Source organism: Campylobacter lanienae NCTC 13004, from assembly GCF_002139935.1.
Classification (GTDB): Bacteria; Campylobacterota; Campylobacteria; order Campylobacterales; family Campylobacteraceae; genus Campylobacter; species Campylobacter lanienae.
Window position 1 is genome coordinate 703,083 of record NZ_CP015578.1, and the last position, 14,753, is coordinate 717,835.

Below are 14,753 nucleotides of genomic sequence, written 5' to 3' on the forward strand. Positions count from 1 at the left end.
CTCCTGGTATTAAAAATTTGGCACTATTATACCAAAAATTAATAATAAAATTTGCTTTTATGGATAAATTTAGTAACTTTTGGATAAAATCGCCAGTTAAAATTATAAGCAAGGAAGATATTTTGGAATTTGATTATTATGAGATATTAGAGATTTCAAGGGATGCTGATAGTGATACAATTAAAAAAGCATATAGAAAACAAGCATTAAGATACCATCCAGATAGAAATCAAGGCGATAAAGAGACTGAGGAGAAATTCAAACAGATTAATGAAGCTTATGAGGTTTTAAGCAACGCTGAAAAAAGAGAAATATATGATAGATATGGCAAAGATGGGCTAAAAGGCATGGCCGGTGGTGGCTTTGGCGGTGGATTTGATTTTGATGATTTGGGTGATATATTTAGCTCATTTTTTGGTGGTGGATTTGGTACTAAAAGCAGATCTAAAAGTCAGTATAAATATGCTTTAGATATAGAAGTTGGTATTGGGTTAGAGTTTAATGAAGCGGTTTTTGGTTGCGAAAAAGAGATAAAATATAAGTATAAAATTCCATGTAAAAGCTGTAACGCAACAGGCTCAAAAGATGGCAAAAAGCAGACTTGTAGCAAATGCGGCGGAAATGGTAAGATAGGAATTCAACAAGGCTTTATGCAATTTGTCCAAACTTGTCCAGAGTGCTCAGGCACAGGCCAAATTATCAAAGACAGATGCCCTGAGTGTAATGCTAGTGGCTATAATGAAATAAGCGATAGCATTAAAATCAATATCCCTGAAGGGGTGGATAATGGTACTAGAATTAGGGTTAGCCAAAAGGGAAATAGATATGAAAATTTAACCGGAGATCTATATGTCCGTATAGCTGTTAAAGATGATGAGCATTTCCATAGAAATGGAGATGATGTATATGTGGAGATTCCAGTATTTTTCACTCAAGCTATTTTAGGTGATAGTATCAAGATACCGACGCTTAGAGGAGAGGCGACTTTGGATTTACCAGTAGGAGCTAAGGATAAACAGCAATTTATTATCGCTAAAGAAGGAGTTAGAAACGCTAGAACCAAGCAATTAGGCGATTTAATCGTTCAAATTTCAATTCAGGCGCCTAAAAAGCTAAACGATGAGCAAATAGAGCTTTTGAAAAAACTTCAAAATAGTTTTAGTATCAAAAGTGGCGAAATGGCTACTGATAAGGGAATTTGGGATAAGATTAAAAGCTGGTTTTCATAAAATTTTATGGCTAAATTTATAACTATAAAATCGCTTATTTGAATTTGCGATTTTATAGTTATTTAATATATTGTCAATTTTTATATTGATATAAAATTTGGAGAAATTATGCTAGAAAATATTGGTGAAAATGGCAATATTATATATGGCGATCTATCAAAACAGTTAAATTTCAAATGTGATTTTAAAGGTAAAAATAATATTGTATTTTTTGCTGGAAGAAGCAAAAATATTAATATAACTTTTCACTCAGATAATAATTTGGTTTTTATTGGTAATTGTGTTAGGGTAAATGGCTCAATCTCTCTTACAAAGGATTGCTGTTGTTATATAGACGATGATAGTAGTTTTGGCGGAGTTAGTCTGCGTATTTATGAAGCTACAAATATTATTATCGGTAGGGATTGTATGTTTTCATGGAGTATATGGGCTGGTACTTGTGATTATCATCCTATAATGGATATTAATAGCAATAATAGATTAAATTTTTCAAAAAGTATTTATATTGGCGATCATGTTTGGTGCGGACAAGAAGCTGGTATTTCAAAAGGCGTATTTATAGCATCTGGATCAGTAATTGGTGCTAAAAGTATGGTTGTTAAGCAGTGCTATTCAAATACTATAAATGCAGGAAATCCAGCAAAACAGATAAAAAATGATATATTTTGGCTAAGAGATGATATATTTGAACAAAAATGGAGTAAAGAAGAGACACTAAAAAATTTAAATATGTCAAATGAAAATTTTAAATATATTTATGATAAAGATAAGTTTATATCACCAAAAGCTATTGAAAATATGCTAAATAGCCTAATTAATGCAAAAGATAAATTGGAATTTTTATATGATGTAATCTATAATAATAAGAGTAAAAATAGATTTGCTTATTTTGAAAATTATCCTTATGATATCTCTTTAACACAGTATAAAAAAAGATTTAATAATATTAAATTTAAAGAGCAATTTTTAAATTGCAATATATCTGAGCCATCTAATATAGTAAAAAAGCCAAGCTCGAAGCTTACCTACGGTAGTGCAAAATTGCAAATATTAAATGGACTTGAATATAGACTAGGCTATACTATGGTAGAGAGTTTTAAAAGTACAATAGGTATTTTTAAATTACCATTTAGATTGATAGATGTATTATTAAAATATAAAAAGGAACAAAAAATATATAAAGAAAATATAAAACATAATCCAAATTTAAAAGTGCCAGAGCTTAAATCATATAGTGATTATGAAGATGCCTTAAGATTAAAAAATCATTTAAGCTATAATTTAGGTAAAGCTTTAATAGAAGCTAATAAAAATTGGTATAAAGGTGGATATGTTAAATTTATATTTGAAGTTATTAAGATAAAAAAAGATCATAGTAAAAGAGTGTGAGTAAATTTAATACCCCATAATGGGGCATTAAATTATAGACCTTCAAATGGGTTTGTAACTACATTTTTTCTATCTACAATGTATGGTATAAGAGCAACATGTCTAGCCCTTTTTATCGCTTTTTCTACCATTTCTTGATGTTTTTTGCTTGTACCTGTTAAGCGTCTTGGCATAATTTTGAATCTTTCAGATAGGCATTGTTTTAAAAGTGCCGTATCTTTATAATCTATAAAATCAATTTTTGCCTCTGTGAATTTGCAATATTTTTTACTATATTTTCTTTTTTCTGCCATTGTTTATCCTTTAAAATGGAATTTCATCTTCGCTACTATCATTAAAATTTGATTTGCTTGGTTTGCTATCATATTTTATATCAGCATCGAGATCTATCTCTGGGACTTTTTCTTGATAAGGCTCTTCTACTTGCTGTTTTTGATTGTAATTGCTATTTTGTTGATATCTGTTATTTTGGTTAAATTCTCTCCCATATCCACTATTATCTTCTCTTTGGTATGAGTTTGATCTGTTATTAGGATATCCACTATTGTAGTTTGGCTCACTATCTTTGTTAAATCCACCTTGATTTTGTTGTCCGCCTAGCATCTCCATATTTTCTACTACTACTGAGTGTTTAGAGCGATTTTGGCCGTTTTGGTCTTGCCAAGTATCAAATTTTAGCCTTCCTTCTATTAAGACTTTGCTACCTTTATTTAGATATTGATTTGCTATTTCGGCTTGGCGACCAAAAAAAGTTATGTCAATAAAGCAAGTTTCATCTCTCTTTTCACCATTAACGCTAAATTTGCGATTAACAGCTATACCAGCGCTACCTACGGCGGTGCCACTTTGGATATATCTAAGCTCTATATCTCTAGTTAAATTTCCTACCAAAACTACTTTATTAAACATAATCTAGCCTTTATAAATTACTCTTGAGGAGCTGCTTTTTCTTCTGTTTTTGACTCTTTTTTAGGTTGGGTTAATTTTTGACCTTTGCTTAGTTTGTCCCAAGCTGCGATCTCTTTTTTGTTTTCATATTTTACAGGTAAGAATCTAATAACTTCTTCAGTTATTCTTAAATTTCTTACTAATTCAGCGATTAGTTGAGTTGGTGCTTTGAAGTAGATTACGAAGTATGTTCCACGCTCATATTTGTCAATTTTATAAGCTAATTTGCGTGTTCCCATTTCAACTACACTAGCAATTTCGCCACCATTTTTTGTAATGATCTCTTTAATGAAATCAGCCTTAACTTTAACTTCATCTTCTGTAAGTGTTGGTTTTAAGATGAATAAAAGCTCATAATGTCTCATATATTCTCCTTATGGATTTCGCTCTTTTTCTACAAAAGAGCAAGGAAATTCGCACAAAATGCGGTTGGTATTCTACTAAAAATATGCTTAAAATTTGCTGTTTTGACTTAAAATTTCTTGTAAATTTAAAAGGGCTGAGAGTAGGTAGCACTCTTTGTCTATGTTGTTTTTGCACTTTAGATCAAATTCAATCTCATTTAAAAATTTAAATATTTTAGTGTATTGATCAATTTTTATAGATATTGCTTGGGATTCAAGTTTATTTAAAATTTGTGGTGGAGGCGTGTATCCTAAGACAATTTTTGGATCAAATTTGCCATTAGTTTTTATATAACTATGTATCAGATAAAGTCTATGAAACGCCCTAAATAGCATATTTAAAAGCGAAATTTCATTAAATGAGCTATCATTTATAAACTCAAAATAATCACTATTAATACTCTTTTTGCTAATGATTTTATCAAAAAGCGCATCAAATCCAATACCGTTTAAGGCATAAACTCGCTCTTTTATCTCTTCAAGATTAAATTTATTTGCGATATTAGCGAGTTTATTTAGCTCACTAGCGCTAAGATATAGATTCTCATTTTGCAAGTTATAAATGTATAAAAGAGATTGACTATCTATATTTAGGCCTAAGATTTTGGCGTGATTAGATAGGATTTGATTGACTTCTGAAGCAGTGCTAGGCGGGAAGAATCTAACAAAATTTGATCCAAAATGCTTTTTTAAATCGCTTATGGATTTTTCATCGCCTTCGTGTAGTTCAAAGATAAATATATTATTTGGATTATTTTGGCATTGGGTTATTAGCTCTTTTGTATCTTTAGTGGGGATTTTTTTGTCATTTTTGATATGTAACAAATTTGAATTTGCAAATAGCGAAGGCTCGCTAAGATGCGAAATAGCAAGATTAAAATCATAATCATCATAGTATAAGCTAAGCATATTATCTTTATTAAATTTATTTAAAATTTCTTTAGCGTAAAACTCAACTTGATAGCTCTCAGCGCCATAAAGCAAGAAAAAATTTGGGATATTAGCAGAATTTAAAAGCGTTATAAAATCTCTTTTATACATCTAAAATCTCTACTATTTTGCCAATTATCTTAGCTGTTGGGATATCGACATCTGTGATTTTGACCATAACTGGGGTTAGAATTTCACAAAAATCACTTAAAAATATTCTAGCGCCTTTTAACTCATCATCTAATCTAGCTATTGATTGATTGGTGCTCTCTTCTATAAAGCATTTAAATGTTTGGCCTATATTTTTAGCTGCCCAACGAGCAAATTTGCGATCCATAAAATCCCAAGCGACCTTATCGGCTTCTCTTTCTAATATATTTAAATTAGCGCAAAGCTCATCTATGCCTAGCATTAGGTAGTTGCTGATTTTAGGGTCATTTTGAGCTTTTAAAATTCTATGAAGCAAGAGATCTGAGTATCTGCGAATAGGGCTAGTAAAATGCGTATAAAACTCAAACCCAAGCCCAAAATGCCCCCTAGAGCTACTAGAATACTCGGCTCTTTTTTGTGCTTTTATGATGAGCTTATCGACATCTTCTCTGATATTTAGCTCACTTGCTTTGGCTTGAATTTGCGCTATCAAAAAGACCAAATCGCCGTGATTTTCGGCTTCTATACCAAGGGCAGCGAGATCATCTAAGAGTGCGTTGATCTTTTTTATATCTGCTGGTTCGTGATTGCGAAATATCCCTTTGCTTAATCTTTTTGCTGCGGCTTTGTTGGCTAGGAGCATACACTCTTCTATCAAAGAGTGTGATGGAGTTGAGCCTTCAAATTTAGTTGATTTAATCTCATTATTTTCATCAAGACTCATTCTAAGCTCTAATGTATGAAAATCAAAGCCATTTTTAAGCCGTTTTTCTTTTAATCTTTGTGTGAGATCAAAAAGCGGTATTAGCCACTCTTTTATCTCGTCTTGACAATCAAACTCGCCTCTAAGCAAGCTATCAACTTCATCATAATTAAATCTTTTTTTAGAGTGGATTACACAGCTTATTAAATCCTCTTTAATGGCTTCTAAATTTGAGTTTAAAGTAATTTTAAAAAGATAAGCGAGTCTATCGCAATTTGGCTTTAAAGAGCAGATATTTTCGCTAAGTTCACGAGGTAGCATCGGCACAGCAATGTGTGGAAAATATATAGAAAAACCCCTAAGTCTAGCCTCTTTATCAATACCGCTATATGGGCTTACATATTCGCTGACATCGGCGATAGCTATGTAGATTTCATTTTTATGCTTATCAAAATATATCGCATCATCAAAATCCTTAGCATCAACAGGATCAATGGTACAAAATGGCAAATGAGTTAGATCAACTCTATTAGGATACATACTTTTATCTACCTCATTACCAAAGCTAATGGCTTCATTTATAGCTATTTTTGGGAAAATTTCACGCTTATTATATAGTGCCATTGAGATTTTTTGATCTACATTAGCATCGCTTAATACGCCTAAGACTTCTATAATATCATTATCTAAATTATTGATCTTTAAAACAGTGCCTAATGGAAGCTCTTTTAGGGATTTTTGACTAGCTTTTAGGGCGATTGTGATGGAGTTTGGGATAGTTACGCCCATTATAACGGAGCCAATTTTTTTGGTATACACTACACTTGTTTCATTTGCCATAAGCAATACAGCCACCACGGCTGCTTTTTGGCGTGGTTTTTTAAATTTAGTTAGTTTAGCAAGAACGATATCGCCAAAGTGAGCCCCACCTAAATCACGATTTTCTATCATTAAATCTTGCTTAAATTTGCTATCGTACGGATATAAAAATCCAGTTCCATTACTAGATATATCTAGTTTCCCACAGACAAAGCCGTCATTGAGATAATATCGATTTTTATATTTTGTAACGGCTTTTATCTGTTCTAATACTCTTAAAATTTCAAGTTCGCTTGATTTGATAAATTTAGCTTCTATACCCGTAGTTAATGATGTTAGAAATGTTCTCAATTGCTTACTTTTTCTACAGCGTTTAGATATGGTTGTATATCAAGTCCGTATAACTTCAAAAGCTCTTTTGAGCTATCTATTTGCTTTTGCGATAGAGTACCAAAGATATTTATGCTATTGCTTATGATATTTAGTATTTGGCACTGATTTTTTATTGATTCTGGTGCATCATCAGGATCTAATAGATATCTAATAGCATTAGCAATCTCAGGTTCTAAATTCCAATTTTTAAATATCTGCGCTGTTACTAGCTGACTAGAGATTCCTACCATACTTATCTCTAATTGAGATAGCTCTTTTGGGGTTGAAATGCTCTGTAATTGTGATGCGAATTTATCTGATTTATTAGATTCTATCAGCTCTTTGGCGATTATAATCTTGCCTATATCCATCATAAAACTAGCCGGAGATATGATATTTAAAAGCTCACGATCGATTTGATTACACCAGTTAAATGCTAGAGCATTTTGCTTGGTTGCTATATCCATAAAGTTGGTTTCGTTAATTTTATATGGTGATAGATCGATTTTGAAGTTTTTATTGATTGTACCAGCAAGGGCAAATCCCCTAATGGTCGCCATCCCAAATAACGCCACAGCTCTATTAATATCAGTTATCTCTCTGCTAAATCCATATAATGGACTATTGGCTGAGCGTAAAATATTTGCTGTTAGCATCGGGTCTCGTTGGATTACGCTGATTAGCTCTGCTATATCGCTATCATCACTACTACAAATTTGTTGAATTTGGATAATGGTATCATCAAGTGGTGGTAGGGATTTTATACTTTTGTATATTGCTTCATTCATGGTAATTTCTCGTGCGAATTTTTGATTTATTTTGGGAATTTTACTACATTGAAGTTAAATTTTTGATAATTTTTTTGAAATTTTGTCAAATTTAAATTTTAATAATGTATAATTGCCCTTTATTTTTTACTAAAAGGAAGAAGATTATGGCAATAACAGTTTATTACGATAAAGATTGTGATTTAAGCCTAATTAGATCTAAAAAAGTCGCAATGATAGGCTTTGGTTCTCAAGGTCACGCCCATGCTGAAAATTTAAGAGATAGTGGCGTAGAGGTTATCATAGGATTAAATCCAAATGGCAAAAGTTGGGCAAAAGCCGAGGCTAAGGGCTTTAAAGTTATGAGCGTAAGTGAAGCGACAAAAGCAGCTGATGTTGTGATGATACTGACTCCTGATGAATTACAAGCTGATATATTTAAAGCTGAGATTGAGCCGAATTTAAAAAGCGGTAGCGCAATCGCTTTTGGCCATGGATTTAATATCCATTATGGTCAAATCGTCCCACCAAAGGGAATTGATTGTATCATGATAGCACCAAAAGCACCAGGCCACACTGTGAGAAATGAATTTGTAAATGGCGGCGGTATCCCAGATCTAATAGCAGTAGCACAAGACGCATCAGGCAAGGCTAAGGATATAGCATTAAGTTATGCTAGTGCCATTGGTGGTGGTAGAACTGGTATTATAGAAACTACTTTTAAAGCCGAGACTGAAACCGATCTATTTGGTGAACAAGCTGTATTGTGTGGCGGACTTTGTGCGCTTATAAATGCTGGATTTGAGACCTTAGTAGAGGCTGGATATGAGCCTGAAATGGCATATTTTGAGTGCTTACATGAGATGAAATTAATCGTAGATCTAATCTACCAAGGTGGTATGGCTGATATGAGATATTCTATCTCTAATACTGCTGAATTTGGGGATTATGTAAGTGGCAGACGAGTAGTAGATGAGAGATCAAAAGCAGCTATGAAAGAGATCTTAAAAGAGATCCAAGATGGTACATTCGCTAAAAACTTTATCTTAGAAAGAAAAGCTGGTTATACTAAGATGAATGCTGAACGCAAATTAAGCGATGAAAGCTTACTAAATAAAACTGGCGAAAAATTAAGAGCTATGATGCCTTGGATCAATAAAGGTAAATTAGTAAATAAAGATAAAAACTAATTGGCAAAGCGTAGCAAAAATAGCACCTCAAATAACGAGGTGCTAGTATATTTAGGTATATTTTTATCTATTGGGATTATTATTGTCGTAGTATATCTAGTGCTAAATAGCAAAAGTAGTCAAAAGCAGGTTTTTGAGCCTAAGGCTATAGAGAAAATTGATAGGTATTTTGCCGATAAAACAAGGGATTATAGCATTTTAGATACCGCTCAAAATGCCACGCAAATAGAGCAAAACGCCACTAAAAATATTATCCAAATAGATGAAAATATCACACAAATAGATAGATTAAAAGATGAAATCAATAGTAATCAAAGTATAAAATCACAATACAATCCACCTAAAAAGCCTATTGTAGATAGACCAAAATTAGCAATAATTATAGATGATATATCTACTTTTCATCAAGCTAAAAAGATTAAATCACTAAATTTAAATATCACACCATCAATTTTCCCACCGAGTGCCAACTATCCAAATAGCGCAAGAGTAGCTAATGAATTTGAGTTTTATATGATTCATTTACCACTTGAAGCTATGAATTATCAAGCGCAAGAGAAAAATACTCTAAAAGTAGGTGATAGCAGCGATAAAATAGAGTCTGAAATTAGCAAAATTAGATCAAATTTTCCAAAGGCAATATATATAAATAACCACACAGGAAGCAAATTTACAAGCGATTATGACTCTTTAAAAAAGCTCTTCATAGCCTTTAAAAAACACAATATGATATTTATAGATAGCTACACGACTAAAGATTCTAAGGCTAAGATTTTAAGCAGTGAGTTTGGGAATAAATATTTAAAAAGAGATGTTTTTATAGATAATACCAAAGATGAAAAAGCTATAATAAATAAGCTAAAAGAGGCTATAAAAATAGCTCAAAAAAGTGGCTTTGCTATAGCGATTGGGCATCCATATGAGCAGACTTTTAAGGCTTTGAAGGGCTTTAAAAGTGAGTTAGAGAGCCAAGTTGATATAATATTTTTAAGAGATTTATATGAAATTTATAACTGACTTTAATCTAAACTCAAATTTCAAAAACCCACCACAAAAGCTATATTATAAAGGAAATTTAGAGTTATTAAATTCGCCAAAAGTAGCAATTGTCGGCTCACGAAAATGCTCATCTTATACCAAAAATATGACCCTAAATCTCGCTTCAACGCTCAAAAAATATGGAGTTTGTGTAGTTAGCGGTGCGGCAATTGGCGTAGATATCCATGCTCACACTGGTGCGTATCCGCATACAATTGCGGTTTTCGGCAATGGATTAGATCAAATTTATCCATTACAAAATGCCAAAATGATAAAAGATATCTATCAAAACTCATTAGCATTAAGCGCATATGAGCCAGGCATCGTAGCAAAGGGGTGGCAATTTTTGGAGCGAAATTTAATCACAGTAGCCCTAAGCGACGCAGTTGTAGTAGCTCAAGCTGATATTAAAAGTGGCTCTATGAGTAGTGCTAAGGCGGCTATTAAATTTGGAATTCCGCTCTATGTATTACCTCAAAGACTTGGTGAGAGTAGTGGAACTAATGAGTTATTAGCAAGTGGCAAAGCGCAGATTATTACTGATTTTGATAAATTTGCTATGAAATTTGGGCTGAGAAATTATGATCAAAATAGCGATGAGATCATTGAGTTTATCAAACAAAATTCAAATTTTGATGAGTGTTATTCTAAATTTGGAGATATTATCTATGATTATGAGCTAGATGGCAAAATCGCTATTGATGGAATTTATGTGAGAATTTTATGATAGTTGGGGTTGATATAGGACTTAAAAGAATTGGCATAGCTATAAGCCCAGATGGTAAAATCGCTATCCCAACCACACCAATCTTGCGTAAAAATCGCAATCAAGCCGCAAGAGATCTTGATAGTATGCTAAGGGATAATGGAGCCAAAATCTTGGTTGTAGGCTTGCCAAAGGGTGGCAGCTGCCAAGATGAGATGGAGCGTAGGATTACTCACTTTATCTCTCTTTTAAATTTCGATGGAGAAGTGCATTATCAAGATGAATCTTATAGTAGCGTTGAAGCTAGCGAGCTAGTAGGAGATAGGCGAGATGGTAAATTCGATAGCGTAGCGGCGATGATAATTTTGGAGAGATTTTTAAAAAGATGAATTTTAAAGATTATCTAAAATCTAGTTTAAATAAGGCTGATTTTCAAAGGGTTTGGGATAGCTTTTTTGAGCCTAAAAGCGTTGGATTTTATCTAAATTTGCTGAAATTTGATAGGGATTATATTATTTCAAATTTAGATGATTTGGGGGTTGAATTTAGGGAGATTTTGCCAAATTTTTATCTATGTAAGGCTGAATTTAAAGAGATTTTGACTCACTCTGAGTTATTTAATAAAGGAGCGATATATATTCAAAATCCAAGTAGCTATCTAGCAGTTTTAGCTCTAAATCCAGCTAAAAATGATATCGTTTTAGATATGTGTGCTAGCCCAGGTGGAAAGAGCATTGCACTAGCAAATATGATGGGATATGGGGCGGATTTGGCGGTGATGGAGAGTGATAGCAAGAGATTTTATACCTTAAAAGCAAATTTAAATAAATATGGTTGTGAGTGGGTGAGAACCTACAATAAAGACGCAAGGAGTATTTCAAGGAGCTGTGTGGGCAGATTTGATAAGATTTTGCTTGATGCGCCATGCTCTAGCTACTCTCATTTTGGTGATGGATTTGTAGAAAAATCAGCCAAAGAGATAAAATCTCTCTCAAAGCTACAAAAACAGCTTTTAAACTCAGCGTTAAGTGCTTTAAAGCCAGGCGGGTGCGTGGTTTATAGCACTTGTACATTTTTTGAGTGTGAGAATGAAGAGGTGATTCAAAATGCCTTGGGATCTAAATTTGATATTAGTATCCAGCCTATTAGCTTTGGTTTAAAAAGCGAGATTGTGAGCGAATTTGGGCTTAGGATTTTGCCAGATTGTGATATGGACGCATTTTTCTTAGCTAAAATTGTGAAAAATAATTAAATTTTTTAATATAACCAAAGTAGCGAATTTGGCTAATTTTTAGCAACAAAATTGTATAATTGGCAGAATTTTTCTAAAATTTTTGGAGATAGAGTGGATTATATTTTAAAGATTGATTGTAATGATGAAAAAGGGCTTATATTAAGAGTTAGCGAGATTGTATTTAAGCATGGATTAAACTATGTTAGCACTAGTGAGTTTGTAGATCATGAAAATAGTAGATTCTATATGCGTGCGGTGGTTGTAGGGCAGGTAAATACAATTGAGTTTCAAAACACTCTAAGTGCCTATTTGCCAAGTGATAGTGTAATATTTTTTGAAGCTATTAAGAAAAAAGATATAGTGATCCTAGCGACAAAAGAGAATCACTGCTTAGGTGATCTGCTTATTAAACATAGTAGCAAGGATCTAAACGCAAATATCTTAGCTATCATAGCCAATCACGATACCTTGCGTCCATTGAGTGATAAATTTGATATTCCATTTACCTGTATTAGTGCTGATGGATTAGATAGGGTTGAGCATGAAAAATTGGTCTTAAAAGAGTTAGAAAAATATAAATTTGATTATATGGTTTTGGCAAAATATATGAGAATTTTAAGCCCTGATTTTGTCAAGCGATATCCAAAAAAGATTATCAATATCCATCACTCATTTTTACCAGCTTTTATAGGGGCAAATCCGTATAAACAAGCTTATGAGCGTGGTGTGAAGATTATCGGAGCCACAGCGCATTTTGTTACTGATGATTTGGATGAAGGGCCGATAATCACTCAAGATGTAATAAGGGTAAATCACGAGATGAATTGGAAAGATATGCAAAAAGCTGGTAGAGATGTCGAAAAAGTGGTGCTTAGCAATGCTTTAGAGTTAGTTTTTGATGAGAGAGTTTTTGTTTATGATAATAAAACGGTGATATTTTAATGTTTAATATCGTGCTTGTAAATCCCAAAATTCACACAAATACTGGAAGTATCGGTAGAATGTGTGTTAATTGTGGAGCTAAATTACACTTAGTTAAGCCTTTGGGATTTGAGATTGATGATAAGCATTTAAGGCGTGCGGGGCTAGATTATTGGGCGAGCTTAAATCCTGTGATTTGGGAGAATTTGGATAGCTTTTTAGAAGCAAATTTGGAATTTAAAGATAGATTTTTCTTTGCGACTACTAAGTGTAATAAGCTATATTTTGAAGCTGAGTTTAAGCCGTGGGATTATCTATTTTTTGGTGGTGAGGATTGTGGATTGCCACTTGATTTAATGCGATTAAATAGGGATAATTGTATCACTATACCTATGACTAGTCAAGGTAGGAGCTTGAATTTAGCCACTAGTGTTGGGATTATTACTTTTGAAGCTATCCGCCAAAATATAGATAAATTTGATTTTAGGGATATGGTATGCGAATTTTAATCTCTATTATTTTGTTTTTTGGGGTGCTTTTTTCATCAGAATTAAAGATCGCTACATATAATGTCGAAAATCTCTTTGATGATAGGATTAGTGGTAGTGAATATAGTGAGTTTAAATCTAATAGATGGAACGAGGCAAAATATCAGCAAAAACTACAAAAAATCGCTAGAGTTTTAAAACATTTAGATGCTGATGTGGTGGCATTAAATGAGATTGAAAATCAAAATGTAATGAAGGCGCTAGCTGATTTGAGCGGATATAGATATTATAAATTTGCTACTACAAAGGGTGCGCCAGTTGGGCTTGGGCTGCTTAGTAGATATAGGATTAGTGATAGTAGAGTTTATCTTGTGCCAAATGTCAAAACTAGGCCGATTTTGATGAGTAGGGTGGAGTTTAATGGTTATGATATTGAGTTTTTTGTAGCTCACTTCCCAGCGGCTAAAAATCCACTTAAAAGCAGAATCGCCGCCGCTGATACAATGAAAAAAGCTATTAAAAATAGCCAAAATGGGGTGATTTTAGGCGATTTAAATAGCAATTATGGATATAAATTTTTGCTTAATGATCTTGATGGATGGACGAATTTGTGGGAGTTTATCCCTACTAGTCAAAGAAGTAGCTATAAAAATGGTAAAAGCGCAATTGATCATATAATATTAAGTAGGGATTTGATGAGTGGGAATTTGAGTTATAAAGATGGGAGTTTTGGTATTTTCAAAGCAAATTTTATGGATGATAGTTACTCTGATCACTACCCTATATATGCTACAATAACTACGCAAAATAACTCTAAAGAGTTGCCAACTCTATCGATTAATGAGCTTAAATCATCTAATCAAAGAGCCAAAATATCAGGTGTGGTGATATATAAGGATAAAAATGGATATATATTAACTGATGAGAGTCGGCGTGGAATTTATATCTATGAGAAAAATCCATCTCTTGGTATTGGTATGAGAGTTGATGCGGTGGCAAATAAGATTGAAGATTATAAGGGCAATATGCAAATTAGTAGTATCTCTTATGTAAGCTTAGATAGCGATTTTAAGGGCGATGAGAGTAGCTATATGATGGATATAAATGATATAGATATGGCTACAAGCGGCGATGTGATTGGGGATATTGTCTTAGATATTAAGGGCGGATTTGCTAATATTTCTAATACTAAATTTAAAATTTACTCACCAAATAGGGCGATAAAAGATGGTAAAATCTCGATTAAAAAGGCTATTGTGTGGAGTTATAAGGGACAAAAGGAGTTGATAATTGAGTGAATTTTTGACTTTTATGGGTTGGGTTGTTGTTGTGTTTATTATTTTTGTTCTTGTCGTTGGGTTTAATCGTCAAATGATGGAGAAAAATAGAATTAGAGATGAGATAACAGCTGCTAGAAAAGCCGCTAAGGATAAAAAGCAAAAAATAGATATAGATGGAGATAGTA

General features: G+C 32.9%; 16 protein-coding genes and 1 pseudogene. 11 read left to right on the forward strand and 6 right to left on the reverse strand.

The window, feature by feature from the left end; all coding sequences use genetic code 11:
- Positions 1-122: 122 nt before the first annotated feature.
- A complete protein-coding gene (gene dnaJ / locus CLAN_RS03600; RefSeq protein WP_100591047.1) occupies positions 123-1,229 on the forward strand; it encodes a molecular chaperone DnaJ in 1,107 nt (368 codons plus the stop codon).
- 108 nt (positions 1,230-1,337) lie between these two features.
- Positions 1,338-2,618 (forward strand): acyltransferase, encoded by a 1,281-nt coding sequence (locus tag CLAN_RS03605; RefSeq protein ID WP_100590607.1) that lies wholly within the window; start codon positions 1,338-1,340, stop codon positions 2,616-2,618.
- A 32-nt stretch (positions 2,619-2,650) separates the two neighbouring features.
- Here the strand turns inward: CLAN_RS03605 and rpsR are convergent, their stop codons facing one another.
- The 6 genes from rpsR to CLAN_RS03635 form a co-directional block, all read right to left on the reverse strand.
- The gene (gene rpsR, locus CLAN_RS03610; RefSeq protein ID WP_086224380.1) at positions 2,651-2,911 is read right to left on the reverse strand and encodes a 30S ribosomal protein S18; all 261 of its coding nucleotides are present in this window, start codon (positions 2,909-2,911) and stop codon (positions 2,651-2,653) included.
- A gap of 10 nt (positions 2,912-2,921) precedes the next feature.
- Positions 2,922-3,527 carry a single-stranded DNA-binding protein gene (locus tag CLAN_RS03615; RefSeq protein WP_086286904.1) on the reverse strand — a complete coding sequence of 202 codons (606 nt, stop codon included), beginning with the start codon at positions 3,525-3,527 and terminating at the stop codon, positions 2,922-2,924.
- A 17-nt stretch (positions 3,528-3,544) separates the two neighbouring features.
- Entirely contained in the window at positions 3,545-3,931 is a 387-nt protein-coding gene (rpsF, locus tag CLAN_RS03620; RefSeq protein WP_086224384.1) for a 30S ribosomal protein S6, read from the reverse strand.
- 87 nt (positions 3,932-4,018) lie between these two features.
- Positions 4,019-5,011: a DNA polymerase III subunit delta gene (holA, locus tag CLAN_RS03625; RefSeq protein WP_232045862.1), complete on the reverse strand. Its 993-nt coding sequence runs from the start codon at positions 5,009-5,011 to the stop codon at positions 4,019-4,021.
- Positions 5,004-6,923, reverse strand: coding sequence for an RNB domain-containing ribonuclease (locus tag CLAN_RS03630; protein WP_100590608.1), 1,920 nt, complete (start codon positions 6,921-6,923; stop codon positions 5,004-5,006). The genes holA and CLAN_RS03630 overlap by 8 nt, the downstream gene beginning before the upstream one ends.
- Positions 6,920-7,732, reverse strand: a complete 813-nt coding sequence (locus tag CLAN_RS03635; RefSeq protein WP_096018866.1) for an HDOD domain-containing protein — start codon at positions 7,730-7,732, stop codon at positions 6,920-6,922. The genes CLAN_RS03630 and CLAN_RS03635 overlap by 4 nt, the downstream gene beginning before the upstream one ends.
- Before the next feature lie 146 nt (positions 7,733-7,878).
- On the opposite strand from CLAN_RS03635, the gene ilvC reads away from it, so the two are divergent.
- The 9 genes and pseudogenes from ilvC to CLAN_RS08485 form a co-directional block, all read left to right on the forward strand.
- On the forward strand, positions 7,879-8,901 hold the full coding sequence (gene ilvC / locus CLAN_RS03640; RefSeq protein ID WP_086224387.1) for a ketol-acid reductoisomerase: 1,023 nt from the start codon (positions 7,879-7,881) through the stop codon (positions 8,899-8,901).
- Positions 8,902-9,918: a divergent polysaccharide deacetylase family protein gene (locus CLAN_RS03645; protein WP_096029597.1), complete on the forward strand. Its 1,017-nt coding sequence runs from the start codon at positions 8,902-8,904 to the stop codon at positions 9,916-9,918.
- Positions 9,902-10,666, forward strand: a complete 765-nt coding sequence (locus CLAN_RS03650) for a DNA-processing protein DprA (RefSeq protein WP_096018017.1) — start codon at positions 9,902-9,904, stop codon at positions 10,664-10,666. Before CLAN_RS03645 ends, CLAN_RS03650 begins: the two co-directional genes overlap by 17 nt.
- A complete protein-coding gene (gene ruvX, locus CLAN_RS03655; RefSeq protein ID WP_096018016.1) occupies positions 10,663-11,034 on the forward strand; it encodes a Holliday junction resolvase RuvX in 372 nt (123 codons plus the stop codon). Before CLAN_RS03650 ends, ruvX begins: the two co-directional genes overlap by 4 nt.
- A complete protein-coding gene (locus tag CLAN_RS03660) occupies positions 11,031-11,897 on the forward strand; it encodes an RsmB/NOP family class I SAM-dependent RNA methyltransferase (protein ID WP_086295899.1) in 867 nt (288 codons plus the stop codon). The genes ruvX and CLAN_RS03660 overlap by 4 nt, the downstream gene beginning before the upstream one ends.
- A gap of 93 nt (positions 11,898-11,990) precedes the next feature.
- On the forward strand, positions 11,991-12,821 hold the full coding sequence (purU, locus tag CLAN_RS03665) for a formyltetrahydrofolate deformylase (RefSeq protein WP_086232031.1): 831 nt from the start codon (positions 11,991-11,993) through the stop codon (positions 12,819-12,821).
- The gene (locus CLAN_RS03670) at positions 12,821-13,309 is read left to right on the forward strand and encodes a tRNA (cytidine(34)-2'-O)-methyltransferase (RefSeq protein ID WP_100590609.1); all 489 of its coding nucleotides are present in this window, start codon (positions 12,821-12,823) and stop codon (positions 13,307-13,309) included. The genes purU and CLAN_RS03670 overlap by 1 nt, the downstream gene beginning before the upstream one ends.
- Positions 13,297-14,586, forward strand: a complete 1,290-nt coding sequence (locus tag CLAN_RS03675; protein WP_100590610.1) for an endonuclease/exonuclease/phosphatase family protein — start codon at positions 13,297-13,299, stop codon at positions 14,584-14,586. The genes CLAN_RS03670 and CLAN_RS03675 overlap by 13 nt, the downstream gene beginning before the upstream one ends.
- 13 nt (positions 14,587-14,599) lie before the next feature.
- Positions 14,600-14,689: pseudogene (locus CLAN_RS08485) on the forward strand (hypothetical protein); the annotation flags it as partial.
- Positions 14,690-14,753 lie beyond the last annotated feature (64 nt).